The organism is Pseudomonas sp. HS-18 (genome assembly GCF_020401845.1).
GTDB classification, from domain to species: domain Bacteria; phylum Pseudomonadota; class Gammaproteobacteria; order Pseudomonadales; family Pseudomonadaceae; genus Pseudomonas; species Pseudomonas nitroreducens.
This window is the reverse complement of sequence record NZ_CP084413.1, coordinates 6,253,570-6,274,472: the sequence shown is the minus strand read 5'-3', so window position 1 is coordinate 6,274,472 and position 20,903 is coordinate 6,253,570. Positions and strand designations below refer to the sequence as shown.

At 62.2% G+C, this 20,903-nt stretch carries 17 protein-coding genes, 2 tRNA genes and 2 rRNA genes; 16 read left to right on the top strand and 5 right to left on the bottom strand.

Features of this window, described 5'->3' with window-relative positions; all coding sequences use genetic code 11:
- Window positions 1–24 precede the first annotated feature (24 nt).
- The 12 genes from LDJ84_RS29165 to LDJ84_RS29110 all read left to right on the top strand — a co-directional run bounded on the left by LDJ84_RS29165 (window position 25) and on the right by LDJ84_RS29110 (window position 13,026).
- A tRNA-Ile gene (locus LDJ84_RS29165) sits at window positions 25–101 on the top strand.
- A 29-nt stretch (window positions 102–130) separates the two neighbouring features.
- Window positions 131–206 (top strand) — tRNA-Ala (locus LDJ84_RS29160).
- 229 nt (window positions 207–435) lie between these two features.
- Window positions 436–3,327 (top strand): 23S ribosomal RNA (locus tag LDJ84_RS29155).
- A gap of 135 nt (window positions 3,328–3,462) precedes the next feature.
- Window positions 3,463–3,578: ribosomal RNA gene (gene rrf, locus LDJ84_RS29150) — 5S ribosomal RNA — on the top strand.
- A 76-nt stretch (window positions 3,579–3,654) separates the two neighbouring features.
- The gene (locus LDJ84_RS29145) at window positions 3,655–3,888 is read left to right on the top strand and encodes a hypothetical protein (RefSeq protein WP_024762033.1); all 234 of its coding nucleotides are present in this window, start codon (window positions 3,655–3,657) and stop codon (window positions 3,886–3,888) included.
- Window positions 3,889–4,132: 244 nt separating this feature from the next.
- Window positions 4,133–5,104, top strand: coding sequence for a phosphate ABC transporter substrate-binding protein PstS (pstS, locus tag LDJ84_RS29140; RefSeq protein ID WP_024762034.1), 972 nt, complete (start codon window positions 4,133–4,135; stop codon window positions 5,102–5,104).
- Window positions 5,105–5,499: 395 nt separating this feature from the next.
- Complete coding sequence (locus tag LDJ84_RS29135; RefSeq protein WP_089285857.1) at window positions 5,500–7,533, top strand: ABC transporter permease subunit; 2,034 nt, start codon at window positions 5,500–5,502, stop codon at window positions 7,531–7,533.
- Between the two features lie 24 nt (window positions 7,534–7,557).
- Window positions 7,558–9,234: a phosphate ABC transporter permease PstA gene (pstA, locus tag LDJ84_RS29130; RefSeq protein ID WP_024762036.1), complete on the top strand. Its 1,677-nt coding sequence runs from the start codon at window positions 7,558–7,560 to the stop codon at window positions 9,232–9,234.
- Between the two features lie 52 nt (window positions 9,235–9,286).
- Window positions 9,287–10,123 (top strand): phosphate ABC transporter ATP-binding protein PstB, encoded by an 837-nt coding sequence (pstB, locus tag LDJ84_RS29125; protein WP_024762037.1) that lies wholly within the window; start codon window positions 9,287–9,289, stop codon window positions 10,121–10,123.
- 109 nt (window positions 10,124–10,232) lie between these two features.
- The gene (gene phoU / locus LDJ84_RS29120; RefSeq protein WP_037011757.1) at window positions 10,233–10,976 is read left to right on the top strand and encodes a phosphate signaling complex protein PhoU; all 744 of its coding nucleotides are present in this window, start codon (window positions 10,233–10,235) and stop codon (window positions 10,974–10,976) included.
- 133 nt (window positions 10,977–11,109) lie between these two features.
- Window positions 11,110–12,003 carry a response regulator gene (locus LDJ84_RS29115; RefSeq protein WP_193453265.1) on the top strand — a complete coding sequence of 298 codons (894 nt, stop codon included), beginning with the start codon at window positions 11,110–11,112 and terminating at the stop codon, window positions 12,001–12,003.
- A 123-nt stretch (window positions 12,004–12,126) separates the two neighbouring features.
- Window positions 12,127–13,026, top strand: coding sequence for a peptidoglycan DD-metalloendopeptidase family protein (locus LDJ84_RS29110; RefSeq protein WP_193453264.1), 900 nt, complete (start codon window positions 12,127–12,129; stop codon window positions 13,024–13,026).
- A 133-nt stretch (window positions 13,027–13,159) separates the two neighbouring features.
- On the opposite strand, the gene LDJ84_RS29105 is transcribed toward LDJ84_RS29110, so the two are convergent.
- The 3 genes from LDJ84_RS29105 to phoB all read right to left on the bottom strand — a co-directional run bounded on the left by LDJ84_RS29105 (window position 13,160) and on the right by phoB (window position 16,626).
- The gene (locus LDJ84_RS29105; protein WP_038803560.1) at window positions 13,160–14,500 is read right to left on the bottom strand and encodes a hemolysin family protein; all 1,341 of its coding nucleotides are present in this window, start codon (window positions 14,498–14,500) and stop codon (window positions 13,160–13,162) included.
- A 92-nt stretch (window positions 14,501–14,592) separates the two neighbouring features.
- Window positions 14,593–15,897 (bottom strand): phosphate regulon sensor histidine kinase PhoR, encoded by a 1,305-nt coding sequence (gene phoR / locus LDJ84_RS29100; protein WP_024762042.1) that lies wholly within the window; start codon window positions 15,895–15,897, stop codon window positions 14,593–14,595.
- Between the two features lie 39 nt (window positions 15,898–15,936).
- Window positions 15,937–16,626, bottom strand: coding sequence for a phosphate regulon transcriptional regulator PhoB (phoB, locus tag LDJ84_RS29095; RefSeq protein WP_024762043.1), 690 nt, complete (start codon window positions 16,624–16,626; stop codon window positions 15,937–15,939).
- A 313-nt stretch (window positions 16,627–16,939) separates the two neighbouring features.
- Between phoB and LDJ84_RS29090 the strand changes: the two genes are divergently transcribed.
- Window positions 16,940–17,305: a hypothetical protein gene (locus LDJ84_RS29090; RefSeq protein ID WP_024762044.1), complete on the top strand. Its 366-nt coding sequence runs from the start codon at window positions 16,940–16,942 to the stop codon at window positions 17,303–17,305.
- 86 nt (window positions 17,306–17,391) lie between these two features.
- Here LDJ84_RS29090 and ubiA read toward each other — a convergent pair whose 3' ends face one another.
- On the bottom strand, window positions 17,392–18,282 hold the full coding sequence (gene ubiA / locus LDJ84_RS29085) for a 4-hydroxybenzoate octaprenyltransferase (RefSeq protein WP_024762045.1): 891 nt from the start codon (window positions 18,280–18,282) through the stop codon (window positions 17,392–17,394).
- Between the two features lie 27 nt (window positions 18,283–18,309).
- Window positions 18,310–18,849 carry a chorismate lyase gene (locus tag LDJ84_RS29080; RefSeq protein ID WP_089285858.1) on the bottom strand — a complete coding sequence of 180 codons (540 nt, stop codon included), beginning with the start codon at window positions 18,847–18,849 and terminating at the stop codon, window positions 18,310–18,312.
- A 234-nt stretch (window positions 18,850–19,083) separates the two neighbouring features.
- Between LDJ84_RS29080 and LDJ84_RS29075 the strand changes: the two genes are divergently transcribed.
- From LDJ84_RS29075 to LDJ84_RS29065, 3 genes are all read left to right on the top strand, one after another.
- Window positions 19,084–19,251: a rubredoxin gene (locus LDJ84_RS29075; RefSeq protein WP_015479573.1), complete on the top strand. Its 168-nt coding sequence runs from the start codon at window positions 19,084–19,086 to the stop codon at window positions 19,249–19,251.
- Between the two features lie 200 nt (window positions 19,252–19,451).
- On the top strand, window positions 19,452–19,619 hold the full coding sequence (locus LDJ84_RS29070) for a rubredoxin (protein WP_024762047.1): 168 nt from the start codon (window positions 19,452–19,454) through the stop codon (window positions 19,617–19,619).
- A gap of 88 nt (window positions 19,620–19,707) precedes the next feature.
- Window positions 19,708–20,862, top strand: a complete 1,155-nt coding sequence (locus LDJ84_RS29065; protein ID WP_024762048.1) for an NAD(P)/FAD-dependent oxidoreductase — start codon at window positions 19,708–19,710, stop codon at window positions 20,860–20,862.
- Window positions 20,863–20,903 lie beyond the last annotated feature (41 nt).

Sequence of the window (20,903 nt, the reverse complement as noted above, 5' to 3'; positions counted from 1 at the left end):
GCTTGATTCACTGGTTAGACGATTGGGTCTGTAGCTCAGTTGGTTAGAGCGCACCCCTGATAAGGGTGAGGTCGGCAGTTCGAATCTGCCCAGACCCACCAATTGTTGTGGTGTGCTGCTGATCCGATAAGGGGCCATAGCTCAGCTGGGAGAGCGCCTGCTTTGCACGCAGGAGGTCAGGAGTTCGATCCTCCTTGGCTCCACCATTAATCGTCGAAAGCTCAGACATGAATGTTCAAGTTGAACGAACATTGATGTCTGGTCTTTGTGCCAGAACCGTTCTTTAAAAATTTGGGTATGTGATAGAAGTAGACTGAATAATCTCTTTCACTGGTGATTATTCAAGTCAAGGTAAAATTTGCGAGTTCAAGCGCGAATTTTCGGCGAATGTCGTCTTCACGTTAGAGACAATAACCAGATTGCTTGGGGTTATATGGTCAAGTGAAGAAGCGCATACGGTGGATGCCTTGGCAGTCAGAGGCGATGAAAGACGTGGTAGCCTGCGATAAGCTTCGGGGAGTCGGCAAACAGACTTTGATCCGGAGATCTCTGAATGGGGAAACCCACTTGGCATAAGCCAGGTATCTTGCACTGAATACATAGGTGTAAGAGGCGAACCAGGGGAACTGAAACATCTAAGTACCCTGAGGAAAAGAAATCAACCGAGATTCCCTTAGTAGTGGCGAGCGAACGGGGACTAGCCCTTAAGCTTCTTTGAATCTAACAGAACGCTCTGGAAAGTGCGGCCATAGTGGGTGATAGCCCCGTATGTGAAAGGTTCTTTGAAGTGAAATCGAGTAGGACGGAGCACGAGAAACTTTGTCTGAATATGGGGGGACCATCCTCCAAGGCTAAATACTACTGACTGACCGATAGTGAACCAGTACCGTGAGGGAAAGGCGAAAAGAACCCCGGAGAGGGGAGTGAAATAGAACCTGAAACCGTATGCGTACAAGCAGTGGGAGCCTACTTTGTTAGGTGACTGCGTACCTTTTGTATAATGGGTCAGCGACTTATATTCAGTGGCGAGCTTAACCGAATAGGGAAGGCGTAGCGAAAGCGAGTCTTAATAGGGCGTTTTAGTCGCTGGGTATAGACCCGAAACCGGGCGATCTATCCATGAGCAGGTTGAAGGTTAGGTAACACTGACTGGAGGACCGAACCCACTCCCGTTGAAAAGGTAGGGGATGACTTGTGGATCGGAGTGAAAGGCTAATCAAGCTCGGAGATAGCTGGTTCTCCTCGAAAGCTATTTAGGTAGCGCCTCACGTATCACTCCAGGGGGTAGAGCACTGTTTCGGCTAGGGGGTCATCCCGACTTACCAAACCGATGCAAACTCCGAATACCTGGAAGTGTCAGCGTGGGAGACACACGGCGGGTGCTAACGTCCGTCGTGAAAAGGGAAACAACCCAGACCGTCAGCTAAGGTCCCAAAGTTATGGTTAAGTGGTAAACGATGTGGGAAGGCTTAGACAGCTAGGAGGTTGGCTTAGAAGCAGCCACCCTTTAAAGAAAGCGTAATAGCTCACTAGTCGAGTCGGCCTGCGCGGAAGATGTAACGGGGCTCAAACCATACACCGAAGCTACGGGTGCATCGCAAGATGCGCGGTAGAGGAGCGTTCTGTAAGCCTGTGAAGGTGAGTTGAGAAGCTTGCTGGAGGTATCAGAAGTGCGAATGCTGACATGAGTAACGACAATGGGAGTGAAAAACTCCCACGCCGAAAGACCAAGGGTTCCTGCGCAACGTTAATCGACGCAGGGTTAGTCGGTCCCTAAGGCGAGGCTGAAGAGCGTAGTCGATGGGAAACAGGTTAATATTCCTGTACTTCTAGTTACTGCGATGGAGGGACGGAGAAGGCTAGGCCAGCTTGGCGTTGGTTGTCCAAGTTTAAGGTGGTAGGCAGAGATCTTAGGTAAATCCGGGGTCTTAATGCCGAGAGCTGATGACGAGTCATCTTTCAGATGATGAAGTGGTTGATGCCATGCTTCCAGGAAAAGCTTCTAAGCTTCAGGTAACTAGGAACCGTACCCCAAACCGACACAGGTGGTTGGGTAGAGAATACCAAGGCGCTTGAGAGAACTCGGGTGAAGGAACTAGGCAAAATGGCACCGTAACTTCGGGAGAAGGTGCGCCGGCGAGGGTGAAGTATTTACTACGTAAGCCCATGCCGGTCGAAGATACCAGGCCGCTGCGACTGTTTATTAAAAACACAGCACTCTGCAAACACGAAAGTGGACGTATAGGGTGTGACGCCTGCCCGGTGCCGGAAGGTTAATTGATGGGGTTAGCGAAAGCGAAGCTCTTGATCGAAGCCCCGGTAAACGGCGGCCGTAACTATAACGGTCCTAAGGTAGCGAAATTCCTTGTCGGGTAAGTTCCGACCTGCACGAATGGCGTAACGATGGCGGCGCTGTCTCCACCCGAGACTCAGTGAAATTGAAATCGCTGTGAAGATGCAGTGTATCCGCGGCTAGACGGAAAGACCCCGTGAACCTTTACTGTAGCTTTGCACTGGACTTTGAGCCTGCTTGTGTAGGATAGGTGGGAGGCTTTGAAGCGTGGACGCCAGTCTGCGTGGAGCCATCCTTGAAATACCACCCTGGCATGCTTGAGGTTCTAACTCTGGTCCGTTATCCGGATCGAGGACAGTGTATGGTGGGCAGTTTGACTGGGGCGGTCTCCTCCTAAAGAGTAACGGAGGAGTACGAAGGTGCGCTCAGACCGGTCGGAAATCGGTCGTAGAGTATAAAGGCAAAAGCGCGCTTGACTGCGAGACAGACACGTCGAGCAGGTACGAAAGTAGGTCTTAGTGATCCGGTGGTTCTGTATGGAAGGGCCATCGCTCAACGGATAAAAGGTACTCCGGGGATAACAGGCTGATACCGCCCAAGAGTTCATATCGACGGCGGTGTTTGGCACCTCGATGTCGGCTCATCACATCCTGGGGCTGAAGCCGGTCCCAAGGGTATGGCTGTTCGCCATTTAAAGTGGTACGCGAGCTGGGTTTAGAACGTCGTGAGACAGTTCGGTCCCTATCTGCCGTGGACGTTTGAGATTTGAGAGGGGCTGCTCCTAGTACGAGAGGACCGGAGTGGACGAACCTCTGGTGTTCCGGTTGTCACGCCAGTGGCATTGCCGGGTAGCTATGTTCGGAATAGATAACCGCTGAAAGCATCTAAGCGGGAAACTAGCCTCAAGATGAGATCTCACTGGGAACTTGATTCCCCTAAAGGGCCGTCGAAGACTACGACGTTGATAGGTCGGGTGTGTAAGCGCTGTGAGGCGTTGAGCTAACCGATACTAATTGCCCGTGAGGCTTGACCATATAACACCCAAACAATTTGCGTGTTGTACGGTGAAGACGTAACGAACCGAAAGTTCGTGTGAACCGCAAATTACCTGTCACATACCCGAATCTGGATGAGCGTGTGCAACTGCCACGAGCGTCCGTAAAGAATTGCTTGACGACCATAGAGCGTTGGAACCACCTGATCCCATCCCGAACTCAGTAGTGAAACGACGCATCGCCGATGGTAGTGTGGAGTTTCTCCATGTGAGAGTAGGTCATCGTCAAGCTCCTATCCCAAGACCCCTGGTCAGCTTCGCTGGCCGGGGGTTTTGCTTTTGCGCCTGAAAAAGGACTCCACCCGGCATGGAAACGTTGATCTCAACCCTCATTCTGCTGGGCGTTCTGAGCCTCAGCGTCGGCCAGTTGCTTGCCTTCTTCCTGTTGCTCTCGCGAGCGGGGCCAGCTGCGCTGCTTGCATTGATCATCCCAGGCTTTGGCTTCTTCCTCGGTCGCCGCCACGGCATCTATAAGTGGCTCCTGCTGCCGTATCTGGTGTGCATGGGGTGCTTCACCTCCGCCATGATCATGGCCGGATGAATCCCACCAAGAGTCTGCGAACAGCGCGCGCAGGAGCAGGTTGGTTTAACAGAAGGCGCTCTAGAACAGCTATTTCAGCGTGATTTCTCCTATTCGGGAGGCGCTATTCTTGCTGTTACAAAACCTCTTCAGCAGCGCTGATGGCATTTCATCCAAATGTCATATTCGCGTCATAGAGTCTTCATGCGGCCTGACGATACTGGCCCCCGTTCCATCCAACCCCATTCTCCTCAAGGAGCAAGGCATGAAACTCAAGCGTTTGATGGCGGCCCTGACTTTTGTCGCCGCAGGCGTAGGCACCGCCAGTGCGGTGGCCGCGATCGATCCGGCTCTGCCGGACTACCAGAAAGCCAGCGGTGTGTCGGGTAACCTGTCGAGCGTCGGTTCCGACACGCTGGCCAACCTGATGACCATGTGGGCGGAAGAGTACAAGCGCCTGTACCCGAACGTGAACGTGCAGATCCAGGCCGCCGGCTCCTCCACCGCGCCGCCGGCTCTGACTGAAGGCACCGCCAACCTGGGCCCGATGAGCCGCAAGATGAAGGACGTCGAGCTGCAGGCTTTCGAGCAGAAGTACGGCTACAAGCCGACTGCTGTTCCGGTGGCCGTGGACGCCCTGGCGATCTTCGTGCACAAGGATAACCCCATCAAAGGCCTGACCATGCAACAGGTCGACGCCATCTTCTCCTCCACCCGTCTGTGCGGCGGCAAGTCGGAAGTGAAGACCTGGGGTGACCTGGGCCTGACCGGCGACTGGGCCAACAAGCCCGTCCAGCTGTTCGGTCGTAACTCCGTATCCGGCACCTACGGTTACTTCAAGGAAGAAGCCCTGTGCAAAGGCGACTACAAACCGAACGTGAACGAGCAGCCGGGTTCGGCTTCCGTGGTGCAGTCGGTCAGCCAGTCCCTGAACGGCGTTGGCTACTCCGGTATCGGTTACAAGACCGCTAGCGTGAAGACCGTTGCCCTGGCCAAGAAAGAAGGCGGCGAATTCATCGAGGACAACGAGGCGAATGCCCTGAACGGCACCTACCCGCTGTCGCGCTTCCTCTACGTCTACGTCAACAAGGCGCCGAACAAGCCGCTGAACCCGCTGGAAGCACAGTTCCTGAAGATGGTGCTGTCCAAGACTGGCCAGCAGGTTGTCGTGAAAGACGGCTACATCCCGCTGCCGTCCAAAGTCGCCGAAAAAGCGATCAAGGACCTGGGTCTGTAATCAGCCTTCAAACCGGGCGGAGATCCCCGCCCGGCATGGGCTGACGCTTACTCGACCGAGCCCGCCAGCATGGCTCTGCTGGTGGGCTTTGTCGCGTCACTTCCATGTCATCTTTCTGTCATACAGAGCCGCTAGGGTGTCACCCCATGAACGACATGGCCAACTCCCCGATGACTTCTTCTCTCCCCGAGCGGATCGATTTCAATACGCCTGCCCTGCAGCGCAAGCGCCGTATCCGAGCGCTCAAGGATCGACTGACCCGTTGGTACGTCCTGGTCGGCGGTCTCGCCGTGCTGGCTGCCATTACCCTGATTTTCTTCTACCTCGCCTACGTCGTGCTGCCGCTGTTCCGCGGCGCCGAACTGGAGACGCGTGATCCCCTGGCTCCGGCCTGGCTGAAGACGGCCCAGGCGCCGCTCCTGCTGAGCATCGAAGAGCAGAACATGGTGGGCATGCGTGTCGCCGCGAACGGCGAGGTGATGTTCTTCGACGCCAAGAAAGGCGACGAGATGGATCGCGTTGCGCTCAAGCTGCCTGCCGGTACCAGCGTCACCTCCATCGCCGAGGACCAGCCGGGACATCCGACCGTTGCGCTGGGCCTGTCCAACGGTCAGGTGCTGGTGTTCAAGCACAACTACAAGGTTACCTACCCGGACAACAAGAAGACCATCACCCCGCAGATCGACTATCCCTATGGCGAAGCTCCGATGAACCTGGATCCCCAGGGCCGTCCGCTGGAGCACGTGGCGATCGTCTCGGGTGATGACAGCCTGTTGCTGGCCGCGTCCACCGGCAGCGAGATGCTCCTGCTCGGCCTGACCCAGCAGGAAAACATGCTGACCGGCGAAAGCACCCTGCAGGAAGAGCGCATCAACCTGCCGCAAATCGCCGACCCGGTGAAAGCCATCTACATGGACCCGCGCAAGCAGTGGCTCTATGTGCTCAATGGCCGTGCCCAGGCCGACGTCTTCAACCTGAATACCCACCAGCTCAACGGCCGCTACAAGCTGCTGGATGACGCCTCCGCCGAAGTGACTGCCAGCAGCCAGCTGCTGGGGGGCATCTCGCTGATGGTCGGCGACTCCAAGGGTGGCATCGGCCAGTGGTTCATGGCTCGTGGTGAAGATGGCGAGCCGCGCCTGTCTCACGTACGTGACTTCAAGCTGGGCGACCAGCCGATCTCCAGCATCGCCCCGGAGCAGCGCCGCAAGGGCTTCCTGGCCCTCGACAAGCAAGGCAACCTGGGTATCTTCCACAGCACCGCGCACCGCACGCTGTTGGTGGAGAACGTCGCTCCGTCCGCCGGCCCGATGGCCCTGTCGCCGCGCGCCAACCGTCTGATCGTCGAGCAGGGTGGCGAACTGCGCCGCTTCAGCCTGAGCAACCCGCACCCGGAAGTGTCCTTCAGCGCGCTGTGGGGCAAGGTCTGGTACGAGAGCTACGACAAGCCGTCCTACGTCTGGCAGTCCACCGCCGCGACCACCGACTTCGAGCCCAAGCTGAGCCTGTCGCCGCTGACCTTCGGTACCCTGAAGGCCGCCTTCTACGCGATGATTCTCGCCGCGCCGCTGGCCATCGCCGCTGCCGTCTACACCGCTTACTTCATGGCGCCGGGCATGCGCCGCAAGGTCAAGCCGGTGATCGAGTTGATGGAAGCGTTGCCGACCGTGATCCTCGGCTTCTTCGCCGGCCTGTTCCTCGCGCCCTACGTCGAAGGCCACCTGCCGGGCATCTTCAGCCTGCTGCTGCTCACGCCTTTGGGCATCCTCGCCGCCGGCCTGATCTGGAGCCGACTGCCCGAGCGCATCCGCCTGAGCCTGCCGGCCGGCTGGGAAGCAGCGATCCTGATCCCCGTGGTCCTCGCCACCGGCGCCTTCGCCCTGTGGATGAGCCCGCACCTGGAGACGCTGTTCTTCGGCGGCGACATGCGCCTGTGGATCAGCCACGACCTGGGCATCACCTACGACCAGCGCAACGCCCTGGTAGTCGGCCTGGCCATGGGCTTCGCGGTGATTCCGAACATCTTCTCCATCGCCGAAGACGCCATCTTCAGCGTGCCGCGCAGCCTGACCTACGGCTCCCTGGCCCTGGGCGCCACGCCCTGGCAGACGCTGACCCGCGTGGTGATCCTGACCGCCAGCCCGGGCATCTTCTCCGCGCTGATGATCGGCATGGGCCGCGCCGTGGGTGAGACGATGATCGTACTCATGGCCACCGGCAACACCCCGGTCATGGACGTGAACATCTTCCAGGGCATGCGCACGCTGGCGGCGAACGTCGCGGTGGAAATGCCCGAGTCGGAGGTGGGCGGGACTCACTACCGCGTGCTGTTCCTTTCGGCACTGGTACTGCTGACCTTCACCTTCGTGATGAACACCCTGGCAGAGCTGATCCGTCAGCGCCTGCGCAAGAAATACGCGTCGCTCTAAGCGCCGCCCGACGAGGCTAGTTCCGTGAAACAGAAACAGGAATCCGTCAAAGCGTGGTTTGCCAGCGGTTCTCCCTGGGTGTGGATGAACGCGGGGGCCGTGTCCATCGCCGTGATCATGACCATCGGCCTGCTCGCCGTGATCGCCGTGCGCGGTCTTGGCCACTTCTGGCCGGCGGACGTGATCGAGGCGACGTACAGCGTCCCCGGTGAAGCCCCCAAGACCCTGATCGGCGAAGAAGTGCAGATCGAACAGGTGCCGCGTGCGCGCCTGCGCGGCGCCGGCCTGCCGGTGCCGGACAACGGCCCGGAGTTCATGACCCGCGAACTGCTCAAGCTGGGTAACCGCGACCTGTATGGCAGCGACTTCTCCTGGGTGATCGGCGAGTGGCTGACCGACCGTCACCACCCCGCCGAGCTGGTGACCCTGGAGCGCCGCGAGTGGGGCAACTTCTATGGCTACCTGCTGAGCGTGAAAGAAAACGGCAAGGTGGTCGCCGAAGGTCCCGGCGCCATGGCCGAGCTGCAGACCCGTCTCAAGCGCGTCGATGAGCTCTACACCAAGCTGTATCAGCTGGAGAAGAAGGATATCGGCGGCATCAACCACGGCCTGGAGCGCCTACGCCTGAAAGAGCGTGGCTTGCAGCTGAACAACAAGCTGGACGCCACTGCCGAGGCTGACATCGCTGCCGGCCGCGCCGAGCTGAACGCCCAGTACAAGGTGCTGGAAGAACAGCTCAACGGCCTGCACCAGGAGTTCAACCGCGACAGCATCGTCATGCGTGATGCCACCGGGCAGCAGACCGAAATCAGCGTCGGCAAGCTGGTGCATGCCTATCAGCCGAACCAGATGGGCGTCGCGACCAAGCTGAGCTTCTACTTCAAGAAACTATGGGAATTCCTCAGCGACGACCCGCGTGAAGCCAACACCGAGGGCGGTATCTTCCCGGCCATCTTCGGCACCGTGATGATGACCCTGGTGATGGCCGTGATCGTCACCCCGTTCGGCGTGATCGCCGCGGTCTACCTGCGTGAGTACGCTCGCCAGGGCCTGCTGACCCGGATCATCCGTATCGCGGTGAACAACCTCGCGGGCGTTCCGGCGATCGTCTACGGCGTGTTCGGCCTGGGCTTCTTCGTCTACGTGCTGGGCGGTTCCCTCGACCGGATGTTCTTCCCCGAAGCGTTGCCGGCGCCGACCTTCGGCACGCCGGGGCTGTTCTGGGCCTCGCTGACCCTGGCCATCCTCGCGGTGCCAGTGGTAATCGTGGCCACCGAGGAGGGCCTGGCGCGCATCCCGCGGGCCACCCGTGAGGGCTCGCTGGCACTGGGCGCGACCAAGGCCGAGACCCTGTGGAAAGTGGTCCTGCCGATGGCCAGCCCGGCGATGATGACCGGCCTGATTCTCGCCGTGGCCCGTGCCGCCGGCGAAGTGGCGCCGCTGATGCTGGTGGGCGTGGTGAAGCTGGCTCCGGCGCTGCCGGTGGACGGCAACTACCCCTACGTGCACCTGGACCAGAAGATCATGCACCTGGGCTTCCACATCTATGACGTCGGCTTCCAGAGTCCCAACGTCGAGGCTGCACGCCCGCTGGTATACGCCACCGCGCTGCTGCTGGTGATGGTGATCGCCCTGCTGAACTTCTCGGCCATCGCCATCCGTAACCGCCTGCGCGAAAAGTACAAGGCGCTGGAAAACTGATTCTGCAGGCGGCGGGCAAGGCCCGCCGCCAAGCCTCCCAAGGAGACTGGATATGCAACATGAAACCGCAACCCATGGCATCGACATCGGCGCACTCGGCCGTGGCGATCGCCAGGGCATGAACCTGGAAAGCGAGACCGTCGCTCTGGAAGTACCCGGCCTGAGCCTGTTCTACGGCGAGAAACAGGCGCTGTTCGACGTCAGCATGAACATCCCCAAGCAGCGCGTGACCGCCTTCATCGGCCCTTCCGGCTGCGGCAAGTCCACCCTGCTGCGCTGCTTCAACCGCATGAACGATCTGGTCGACGGCTGCAACGTGAAGGGCGAGATCCGCCTGGACGGCCATAACATCTTCGCCAAGAACGTCGATGTCGCCGAGCTGCGCCGCCGCGTCGGCATGGTGTTCCAGAAGCCCAACCCGTTCCCCAAGAGCATCTACGAGAACGTGGTGTACGGCCTGCGCATCCAGGGCATCAACAAGAAGCGCGTGCTCGACGAGGCCGTCGAGTGGGCGCTCAAGGGCGCGGCGCTGTGGGACGAGGTGAAGGACCGCTTGCACGAGTCCGCCCTTGGCCTTTCCGGCGGCCAGCAGCAGCGCCTGGTCATCGCCCGTACCATCGCCGTGGAGCCGGAAGTCCTGTTGCTCGACGAACCCTGCTCGGCGCTGGACCCGATCTCCACCCTGAAGATCGAAGAGCTGATCTACGAACTGAAATCCAAGTTCACCATCGTCATCGTCACCCACAACATGCAGCAGGCCGCGCGCGTCTCCGACTACACGGCGTTCATGTACATGGGCAAGCTGATCGAGTTCGGCGACACCGATACCCTGTTCACCAACCCGGCCAAGAAGCAGACGGAAGACTACATCACCGGTCGTTATGGTTAAGCGCTGCGCGCCAGCTTCAAGCCGCAAGCTACAAGCGGCAAGAACACCAGGAAACGACTGACTTGAAGCTTGCAGCTTGCAGCTTGCAGCTATTTCGCGGAGCGAAAGCATGATCAACAAAGAAAGCCTCACCCACCATATCTCGCAGCAGTTCAACGCCGAGCTGGAAGATGTGCGCAGCCATCTGCTGGCCATGGGTGGCCTGGTGGAGAAGCAGGTCAACGATGCGGTCAACGCGCTGATCGACGCCGATTCCGGCCTGGCCCAGCAGGTGCGCGAGATCGACGACCAGATCAACCAGATGGAGCGCAACATCGACGAGGAATGCCTGCGCATCCTCGCCCGCCGCCAGCCGGCCGCCTCCGACCTGCGCCTGATCATCAGCATCTCCAAGTCGGTGATTGATCTGGAACGCATCGGTGACGAAGCTTCGAAGATCGCTCGTCGCGCCATCCAGTTGTGCGAGGAAGGCGAGTCGCCGCGCGGCTACGTCGAGGTACGCCACATTGGCAACCAAGTGCGCAAGATGGTGCAGGAGGCGCTGGACGCCTTCGCCCGCTTCGATGCCGACCTTGCGCTGTCGGTGGCGCAGTACGACAAGACCGTCGACCGCGAATACAAGACCGCCCTGCGCGAGCTGGTCACCTACATGATGGAAGACCCGCGCGCCATCTCCCGCGTGCTCAACGTCATCTGGGCCCTGCGTTCGCTGGAGCGCATCGGCGACCATGCGCGCAATATCGCCGAGCTGGTGATCTACCTGGTGCGTGGCACCGACGTGCGCCACCTGGGCCTGACCCGCATGAAGGAAGAAGTGCAGGGCACCGCTGGCAAGGCAGACAAGGCCGAATAAGCCGGACGCCCGTGCCAGAACGAACCCGGCCACCGCGCCGGGTTCGTCATTTTATGGCCGAGCGGTCCCTCACCAATGGCATGTAGCCACCCGGCAAGGCTATTCTTCGCCCTATCGTTTTCGGGAGATGCCGATGGGCAAAGTCAGTGTGCTGGTGGTGGATGACGCTCCGTTCATCCGTGACCTGGTGAAGAAGGGGCTACGGGACCATTTCCCTGGCCTGCAGATCGAAGAGGCGGTCAACGGCCGCAAGGCTCAGCAGTTCCTTGCGCGCCAAGCGGTCGACCTGATCCTCTGCGACTGGGAAATGCCCGAGCTCTCCGGTATCGAGTTGCTCACCTGGTGCCGCGAGCAGGACAGCCTGAAGACCACGCCCTTCATCATGGTCACCAGCCGTGGCGACAAGGACAATGTGGTGCAGGCGATCCAGGCCGGCGTCTCCGACTTCATCGGCAAGCCGTTCTCCAACGATCAGCTGGTGAGCAAGGTGAAGAAGGCGCTGTCGCGCGCCGGCAAGCTGGAGGCCCTGGCGGCGCAGGCACCGCAGCGCAGCCTGGTTGGCTCGCTGCCCAACGACTCCCTCGCGGCCCTTACCGGAGGCAAGGCCGAAGTCGTTCGCCCGGCGGCGGCACCCGCTGCACCAAGTCCGGCTGCTGCGGCGCCGACAGCAGCTGCCCCCGCCGCGCGCAGCGGCGCCAAGGGCCAGCAGGGGCAACTGCGGCTGCCATCGGCGAACCTGCCCTGCGTCATCAAGGCGTTGAGCCTCAAGGAGGCGCTGTTGGTGGTGAAGCGCGTAACGCCGCTGCCACAGGTACTGGAAAGCGCCGTACTGGACCTGGAGGAAGACAGCGATGTCGCTCGCCTCAACGGCTACCTGCATGCCGTGGCGGCGCTGGAGCCCAAGCCGGACAGCGAGTGGCTGCAGCTGACCTTCCGCTTCGTCGACCGTGACCCGCAGAAACTCGACTACCTGTCGCGCCTGATCGCCCGAGGCAGCACCCAGAAGCACTACGTGCCCGGAGCCTGATCCGGCTACAAATGCGCCGACCGGCGGGTAGTACTGCTTCACAGGCCGACCGGCGGCAGGTCGCGACGCAGGAGCGACGCTGCTAGTCTTGCCACCGTCGCCATACCTATAACCAGAGTCGACATGCTAGGGCGCAGTATCCTCCTGTGCGGTCTATTGGCCGCCTCCGGGACGGCTTCGGCCGTGACCATCTACAAGTACACCGACGCCAACGGCGTGGTCACCTACACGGACAAGGCCGTGCCGGGTGCGGCCGTCTTCGTCTTCCGCGATCGCATGGTCGAGCACCTGGAACAGCAGGTGAAGTTGGAGACCAGGAAGCACGCCGGCGGCGAAACGCTGCAGGTGCGCAACGACCTGTACGCGCCGGTGGAAGTGGAGCTGAGCGTGACCGGTGCGCAGAACGCCGTTGGGGTTCCGAAGCAGCCGATTCGCTGGGTGCTGCCGCCGCGCAGTTCGATCCGCCTGGCCACCCTCAGCGCGCTGGATCCCAACCAGCCGCTGCGCTTCAAGCCCAAGCTGCGCTACGCGCTGGGTGATCCGCGGCCGGTACCGCTGTCCTATCAGTACGCGCTGCCGTGGGTGGGCGGCCCGTTCCGCCTGACCCAGGGTGCCAACGGCCGCTACAGCCATTTCACGCCCAAGGGCCGCTACGCCATGGATATCGCCATGCCGGTGGGCACGCCGATCGTCGCGGCACGCGGCGGCATGGTAGTGAAGATCGAGAACGGGCAGAACGGGCGCGGCAAGAACCCCTCGGGCAACTTCGTGCGCATCCTCCACGATGACGGCACCATGGGCGTCTACCTGCACCTGATGCAGGGCTCGGTGCTGGTTCGCGAGGGGCAGCGCGTAGCTACCGGCTCGCCGCTGGCCAAATCGGGCAATACCGGCAACAGCAGCGGCCCGCACTTGCATTTCGTGGTGCAGCGCAACGTCGGGCTGGATCTGGTCTCGATTCCCTACGACTTTGCCCAGCCAGTCGATACGCTACCCAATTTCGCGGTGGTCAGAGAGCACTGACGGCCACTCCCTGCAGGAGCGATCCTGCTCGCGAGCAGAATTGCCAGCAGCGCCGGCGCCGGGCAAGCTCGCTCTTACGAACAGACAAAAAAGGCTGCCCTGGGGCAGCCTTGTTCATTTCCGCGCAGGAGAATCAATCCAGCTTCACCACCTTGGCGAGGACGATCCTCGGGCCTTTCATCTTCTTCACGATGATGCGCAGGCCTTCGGTATCCAGCACTTCCTCTTCTTCCGGCACGCGCTTGAGCGTGTCGTAGACCAGGCCGGCGAGGGTATCGGCCTCGATGTGATCCAGGTCGATGCCCAGCAGGCGCTCCAGCTTGAACAGCGGGGTATCGCCACGCACCAGCAGTTTGCCGGGCTGGTAGGCAACGATGCCGCGCTCGGCCTTGCGGTGTTCGTCCTGGATATCGCCGACCAGCACTTCCAGCACGTCCTCCATGGTCAGATAGCCGACCACCTTGTGATCGGCTTCCTCCACCAGCGCGAAGTGCGAGCCGCCCTGGCGGAACTGCTCCAGCAGACGCGCCAGCGGCAAGTGCTTGGTGACCATTTCCAGCGGATGAGTCAGCTCATCGAGATCGAAGGACTCCGGCAGGCTATCCAGCGTGGCCAGGGCCAGCAGCAGATCCTTGATGTGCAGCAGGCCGATGAACTCGTTCTTCTCGCTGTCGTACACCGGGTAGCGGCTGTACTTGTGGCGGCGAATGGTGGCGAGGATGTCATCCAGCGGCGCAGTGCGCTCAAGGTAGACCAGGTCCTCGCGGGAGTTGGCCCAGTCGGCCACTTCCAGCTCGCCCAGCTCCACCGCCGAGGCCAATACGCGCATGCCCTGGTCGCTGGGGTCGTGGGCGCGGCTGGAGTGCAGGATCAGCTTGAGCTCATCGCGGCTGTAGTGGTGTTCGTGATGCGGCCCCGGCTCGCCTTGTCCGGCAATCTTCAGGATGGCGTTGGCGCTGGCGTTGAGCAGCCAGATCGCCGGGTACATCGCCCAGTAGAACAGGTACAGCGGTACCGCCGTCCACAGCGACAGCAGCTCCGGCTTGCGGATCGCCCAGGACTTGGGCGCGAGCTCGCCGACCACGATGTGCAGGTAGGAAATGATGAAGAACGCAGTGAAGAACGACACGCCGCGGATGACTTCCTCGGAGTGCACGCCGACGGCGGCCAGCAGCGGCTCGAGCAGCTCGGCGAAGGCCGGCTCGCCGACCCAGCCCAGGCCAAGGGAGGCCAGGGTGATGCCCAGCTGGCAGGCGGAAAGGTAGGCGTCGAGCTGGTTGTGCACCTTGCGCAGGATGGTGCCGCGCCAGCCGTGCTGGTTGGCGATCGTCTCCACGCGGGTGGAGCGCAGCTTGACCATGGCGAACTCGGCGGCCACGAAGAAGCCGTTGAGCACGACGAGGAACAGGGCGAACAGGATCAGGCCGAAATCGGCGAAATAGGTGAGGAAGTTGCTACTAGGGGAAGGGTCCATGGTTCTGTTGGATTAGGAATGGACGGACAAGAATGCGGTTCGTGGGGCCTGGCTGGCAAGCCCGTCTATACCAGAGTCGAAGTCGGGCACCGCTATGCGCGGCTCTCCACCTGCTGCGTCGGGAAGTGGCAGGTGAAACTGCTGCCCTTGCCCGGCACGCTGCTGATGTCCAGGGTGCCGCGGTGGCGCAGCAACACGTGCTTGACGATGGCCAGGCCCAGGCCGGTGCCGCCGGTACTGGCGTTGCGGCTGGAGTCGACGCGGTAGAAGCGCTCGGTCAGGCGTGGCAGGTGCTTGGGATCGATGCCGATGCCGCTGTCCTGCACGGCCAGGTGCGCGCCTTGTTCGTCCGCCCACCAGCGAATGCGGATCTCGCCCTCGTCGGGGGTGTACTTCACCGCGTTGAACACCAGGTTGGAGAAGGCGCTGCGCAGTTCGGCCTCGCTGCCCTTGAGCTTCACCTTCGAATCCGCCTCCAGGCTGATGCGATGGTTGCGCGCGCCAGACAGCGCCTGGGCGTCGTTGCGGATCGACAGCAGCATCAGGTCCACTGCCACCGGCTTGTTGTCCGCCGGGTAGTCGGTGGCCTCCAGCTTGGCCAGCAGGAGCAGGTCGTTGAGCAGGTTCTGCATGCGCCCGGCCTGCTGCTGCATCTGCTGCAGCGCGCGGGTCCAGCGCGGGTTCACGTCCTCGACGTTGTCCAGCAGCGTCTCCAGGTAGCCGGCGATCACTGTCAGCGGCGTACGCAGTTCGTGGGAGACGTTGGCGACGAAGTCCTTGCGCATCTGTTCCAGCTGATGGACACGGGTCACGTCGCGCACCAGCATCAGGTGTTCGCCGGCGCCGTAGAGGGTGATGTGGAACTGCAGGCGCAGGTTGTCGTTGATCGGCGAGGAGAGCTCCAGGGGCTCGCGATAATCCTCGCTCTCGAAATATTCCTTGAAGCGCGGGTGGCGCACCAGGTTGGTCACCGGCTGGCCGCCGTCCTGCGGGCTCTTGAGGCCCAGCAGGCGCTCGGCGGACTGGTTCCACCATTCCAGGTTGCCATCGCGGTCGAGCAGGATCATGCCGTCGCGCAGGGCTGCCGTGGATTCCTGCATGCGATCGATCACCGCCTGCAGGCGCCCACGGGCCCGCTGGTTGCGCCGCTGCAGGTGGTAGATGCTGTCGAACACCTCGCCCCACAGGCCGTAGCCATCGGGCGGAGCCTCATCGGGCTGGTGATGCTTCAGCCACTTGTGCAGGCGCAGCAGTTGCCAGGTCGACCAACCGAGGTAGGCGCCCAGCGCCACGGCGATGGCCCAGCCGTACTGGCCGGTGATCAGGCCGAGCAGCGAGCCGGCGGCCACCACCAACAGCAGGTGGCGTATCAGCACGCCTCTCCAGTTCTGGGTCACGAAATTCCGTTCCTTGTACCCGTCAGACGAGAAGTCGGGTCAGCTCTTGGTCGAGAAACGATACCCGGTGCCGCGCACGGTCTGAACCAGATTTTCGTAGACCTCGCCCAGGGCCTTGCGCAGACGACGGATGTGCACGTCGACGGTGCGTTCCTCGACGTAGACGTTGCCGCCCCAGACCTGGTCCAGCAGTTGGCCGCGGGTGTAGGCGCGTTCCTGGTGGGTCATGAAGAACTGCAGCAGGCGGTATTCGGTCGGGCCCATCTCGGCGGGCTTGCCGTCGATGGTCACGCGGTGGCTGATCGGGTCCAGCAGCAGGCCGCCGACCTCGATCGGCGTTTCGCTGTCACCGGCGCCGGTACGACGCAGTACGGCCTTCAAACGGGCCACCAGTTCGCGCGGGGAGAACGGTTTGGTGATGTAGTCGTCGGCGCCGACTTCCAGGCCCTGGATCTTGTTGTCCTCTTCACCCTTGGCGGTGAGCATGATGATCGGGATGGCCGAGGTCAGCTCGTCGCGCTTGAGCCGGCGGGCCAGTTCGATGCCCGAGGTGCCCGGCAGCATCCAGTCGAGCAGGATCAGGTCCGGTTTGCGATCGACGATCACCGCGTGAGCCGTCTGGGCGCTGTCGGCCTCCAGACACTCGTAGCCGGCCATCTCCAGGGCCACGGCGATCATTTCCCGGATCGGAGCTTCGTCATCGACGATGAGGATTGTCTTGCCAACCATGCTGAGGCCTCAGAATTTCTGTAATGCGCCGCATTAGATAACGGAAATATTTCATGAATGTGACACGCCGATGGTAGCCGAGCCTGGTCGCAGCACGCTCGTCTATGCTGATCGAGTCGCCGCGCGATGCTTGCGCGGCACACGGAACGCACCGGCCCGGTCGGCGGTGTGCCCGGCAGGCGACCCTGCCGGAGTCTTGCGATGACGGTAGTGAGTGCGTTGTCGACGTCGCCCTGGCCGGCCCTGCCTGCATTCCTGCCTGCCTTTGCGCCGATGCTCGCGCCGTTTCCACCTCACCAGAGGAGAAGCGCTCATGAAACTGCTATTCCCGGCCCTGGCACTGGGTCTGATGCTGCCCGCGATGTCCGCCCTGGCCGCCGGCCCCGGCATGGAGAAGAACGGCATGCTGGTCGATGCCAAGGGCATGACGCTCTACACCTTCGACAAGGACAGCGGCGGCAAGTCGATGTGCAACGGCGGCTGCGCGCAGAACTGGCCTCCGCTGATGGCCGCTGCGGATGACAGCGCCATGGGTGACTGGACGCTGATCAAGCGTGACGACGGCAGCGCCCAGTGGGCCTACAAGGGCAAGCCGCTGTACACCTTCGTGCAGGACAAGAAGGCCGGCGACATGGCCGGTGAGGGCAAGATGGGCGTCTGGCACATGGCCAAACCGTAGCGTCTCTTTGTAGGAGCGAGCTTGCTCGCGAACTGCTCCGCTGGGGGGGGCGATTCGCGAGCAAGCTCGCTCCTACAGGGTTTGTATCAGCGCAGGGCGAAATCCAGCACGGTGCCGAGGAAGATCGCCAGCCCCGCCCAGTGGTTGTGCAGGAAGGCCTTGAAGCACTTCATCGGCTCGCGGTCGCGGGTCGAATGGAACTGCCAGGCGAAGCAGCCCGCCGCCACGGCCAGGCCCAGGTAGTAATACAGGTGCATCGCCAGCTTGTTGCCGGCCAGGATCAGCAGCAGGAGCATCAGGCCCTGCAGGCTCAGGTTGATCACCCGGTCGGCATCGCCGAAGAGGATCGCCGTGGACTTCATGCCCATCTTCAGGTCGTCCTCGCGGTCGGTCATCGCGTAGTAGGTGTCATACGCGACCGTCCACAGCACGTTGGCGAAGAACAGCAGCCAGGCCACCGCCGGCAGGGTGCCGCTGGCCGCGGTGAAGGCCATCGGGATGCCCCAGGAGAAGGCCGCGCCCAGTACCACCTGCGGGTAGTAGGTGTAGCGCTTCATGAACGGGTAGAGCGCCGCGATGGCCGCCCCGCCGAAGGACAGCCAGATGGTCTGCGCGTTGGTGCACAGCACCAGCAGGAAGCTCAAGCCCAGCAGCACGAAGAAGGCGATCCAGGCTTCGCGCACGGTGATCCTGCCGGTTGCGAGCGGGCGCAACTGGGTGCGTTCCACGTGGCCATCGAGCTTGCGGTCGGCGAAGTCGTTGATCACGCAGCCGGCCATGCGCATCAGCACGGTGCCGAGGACGAAGATCACCAGGTTCTTCACGCTCGGCACGCCGCCGCTGGCCATCCACAGCGCCCACAGCGTCGGCCAGAGCAGCAGGTAGATGCCGATCGGCTTGTCCATGCGCGTCAGCTGGATGAAGTCCCAGGCGCGGGGATGCAGGCGGGCGAGGGGTTTGATCAGGGCGACGAACATGGCGGCCTCCGGAAAACGATCCGGGAATTATACGGGCTGTTGTTCCACGCGTTGCCACAGTGTCGGCAGGAATACTTCGGCAACCAGCACGCCCAGGCCATCGCGGCTGAAGCAGGAGCGGCGCCCCCACAGGCGTTCGGCGCGGACCTCGGCGGGCAGGCTGGCGGCAGGATAGCGGCACACTTCGATGGGCCCGCGCAGGAAGGCGCGGTCACTGAACAGCAGTTCGCCCAGAGAGCGCGTGCCGAGCAGGCGCAGGTCGAAGCCCGAACCCTCCAGCGCCGAGCGCGCAGCGACGCTGCGGGCGAATACCCAGGGCGTGCCGTGGCCCTTCAGGTACACCTCGCGCACCCAGCCCTGGCCGCCATCCGGCACGCCCAGCGCTGCGCACTCATCGGTACGCAGGCGATGCCAGCCCTCGGCCAGCGGCTGCACAGCGAAGGCTCCGTCGGACAGCGCGGTAAGGCGGCGCGTCAGCGAACCTTCGTCGAACAGCCAGTCCACCACCTGGGCGGCGGGAGCAGGGTGCAATTGGGCGGCGGTGAGCCAGCGAGGCGGGTGGATCAGGGCGGCTTCGGGCACGGGTTCGACTGCGGTTGGCCAGGGACGCGGCAGCTTAACATGGCGGCTTTGCGGCTCCGATTGCGTTGTCTGCAACAGTGCCTTGCGCAAAACCCCACCAAAGGTTTGGCCGGCTACCCGCATTTTTCCAGGGGCTTGCGCCACAAGCCCATCGCCAGTAAAAAGCCGAACATTGGATGCACTGACGTCCAAGCGACAAGAACATGAGGGTGATAGCTGATGAAGAAGTGGCAGTGCGTGGTTTGTGGCCTGATCTATGACGAAACCAAGGGCTGGCCGGAAGAGGGCATCGCCGCCGGTACCCGTTGGGAAGATGTGCCGGAAGACTGGCTATGCCCGGATTGCGGCGTCGGCAAGCTGGATTTCGAGATGATCGAGATCGGCTGATCCACGGCCAATGGAATCCCCGCGACGGCGGCCTTCGGGCCGCCGTCTGCGTTTGTGCGGCCAGCAGGCCTCAGCCGTGCGCGGTAGACTGGGCGGACGCCGGGTTGGCCTTGCTGACGCAGCTCGGCGGCACGGGCGCCGTTGGCCGGCGCCGCCAAAGTGGGTTAGGTTCACTTCGCAATCGCTGGAGGGCTTGGCTGATGCGCAAATGGCAATGCGTGGTCTGTGGCTTCATCTACGACGAGGCGCTGGGGTTGCCCGAGGAGGGCATAGCTCCCGGCACGCCGTGGGAAGACATCCCGGCGGATTGGGTCTGCCCGGATTGCGGTGTCGGCAAGATCGATTTCGAAATGATCGAAATTTCCTGAACCCTGCCGAGATAACGAATCAACGCGGCGGCCCGATGGCCGCCGCGCCGTCTTTACGAAGTGCCGTCTTTTGGATATGGAGAGAGCAATGAGCGAAAACGCACCGCTGGTGATCATCGGCACCGGCCTGGCCGGTTACAACCTGGCTCGCGAGTGGCGCAAGCTGGACAGCGAGACGCCGCTGCTGCTGATCACTGCCGATGACGGCCGCTCCTACTCCAAGCCGATGCTCTCCACCGGCTTCTCCAAGGACAAGGACGCTGACGGTCTGGCGATGGCCGGGGCCGGCGCCATGGCCGACCAGCTCAAGGCGCGCATCCTCACCCACACCCGTGTCACCGGCATCGATCCGGGCCATCGGCGCATCTGGATCGGCGAAGAGGAGGTCCAGTACCGCGACCTGGTGCTGGCCTGGGGCGCCGAAACCATCCGCGTGCCGGTCGAGGGCGATGCCCAGGAGCTGATTTTCCCGATCAACGATCTCGAGGACTACGCGCGCTTCCGCGCTGCCGCCGCCGGCAAGCGCCGCGTGTTGCTGCTGGGCGCCGGCCTGATCGGCTGCGAATTCGCCAACGACCTGTCCAGCGGCGGCTACCAGCTCGACGTGGTGGCGCCGTGCGAGCAGGTCATGCCCGGCCTGCTCCACCCGGCTGCCGCCCAGGCAGTGCAGCAGGGGCTGGAAGGCCTCGGCGTGCGCTTCCACCTCGGCCCGGTGCTGAACAGCCTGGTGCGCGCGGGAGATGGCCTGGAGGCTCATCTTTCCGATGGCCAGGTGATCCCCTGCGACCTGGTGGTTTCTGCCGTGGGCCTGCGCCCGCGCGTCGATCTGGCCGCCGCCGCCGGCCTGGATATCAACCGTGGCGTGATGGTCAATCGCGAGCTGCGCACCTCCCACGCCAATATCTACGCCCTGGGCGACTGCGCCGAGGTCGATGGCCTCAACCTGCTGTACGTGATGCCGCTGATGTCCTGTGCCCGCGCGCTGGCCCAGACCCTGGCCGGCAAGCCGACGCCGGTGACCTACGGTGCCATGCCCGTGACGGTGAAGACGCCGGTGTGCCCGCTGGTGGTGTCGCCGCCTCCGCGCGGAAGCGAGGGCGAATGGCAGGTGGAAGGCTCTGGCCCGGACCTCAAGGTCCTGTGCCGGGATACCGCCGGTCGATTGCTCGGTTACGCCCTTACCGGCGCCGCCGTGAGTGAAAAACTCTCTTTGAACAAGGAGTTGCCGGCCCTGTTGGCGTGACAGGCGCCGTCTATGGCGTTTTTGCCTTGGGAAACTGCTCG

Excerpts from the sequence above, each read along its gene's own strand:
- LDJ84_RS29090 (WP_024762044.1), top strand. The coding sequence starts at position 16,940 with ATGAAACTGCTATTCCCGGCCCTGGCACTGGGTCTGATGCTGCCCGCG.
- ubiA (WP_024762045.1), bottom strand. The coding sequence starts at position 18,282 with ATGTTCGTCGCCCTGATCAAACCCCTCGCCCGCCTGCATCCCCGCGCC.
- LDJ84_RS29145 (WP_024762033.1), top strand. The coding sequence starts at position 3,655 with ATGGAAACGTTGATCTCAACCCTCATTCTGCTGGGCGTTCTGAGCCTC.
- LDJ84_RS29115 (WP_193453265.1), top strand. The coding sequence starts at position 11,110 with ATGGGCAAAGTCAGTGTGCTGGTGGTGGATGACGCTCCGTTCATCCGT.
- LDJ84_RS29105 (WP_038803560.1), bottom strand. The coding sequence starts at position 14,500 with ATGGACCCTTCCCCTAGTAGCAACTTCCTCACCTATTTCGCCGATTTC.
- LDJ84_RS29070 (WP_024762047.1), top strand. The coding sequence starts at position 19,452 with ATGCGCAAATGGCAATGCGTGGTCTGTGGCTTCATCTACGACGAGGCG.
- pstB (WP_024762037.1), top strand. The coding sequence starts at position 9,287 with ATGCAACATGAAACCGCAACCCATGGCATCGACATCGGCGCACTCGGC.
- pstS (WP_024762034.1), top strand. The coding sequence starts at position 4,133 with ATGAAACTCAAGCGTTTGATGGCGGCCCTGACTTTTGTCGCCGCAGGC.
- LDJ84_RS29110 (WP_193453264.1), top strand. The coding sequence starts at position 12,127 with ATGCTAGGGCGCAGTATCCTCCTGTGCGGTCTATTGGCCGCCTCCGGG.
- LDJ84_RS29065 (WP_024762048.1), top strand. The coding sequence starts at position 19,708 with ATGAGCGAAAACGCACCGCTGGTGATCATCGGCACCGGCCTGGCCGGT.
- phoU (WP_037011757.1), top strand. The coding sequence starts at position 10,233 with ATGATCAACAAAGAAAGCCTCACCCACCATATCTCGCAGCAGTTCAAC.
- LDJ84_RS29075 (WP_015479573.1), top strand. The coding sequence starts at position 19,084 with ATGAAGAAGTGGCAGTGCGTGGTTTGTGGCCTGATCTATGACGAAACC.
- phoB (WP_024762043.1), bottom strand. The coding sequence starts at position 16,626 with ATGGTTGGCAAGACAATCCTCATCGTCGATGACGAAGCTCCGATCCGG.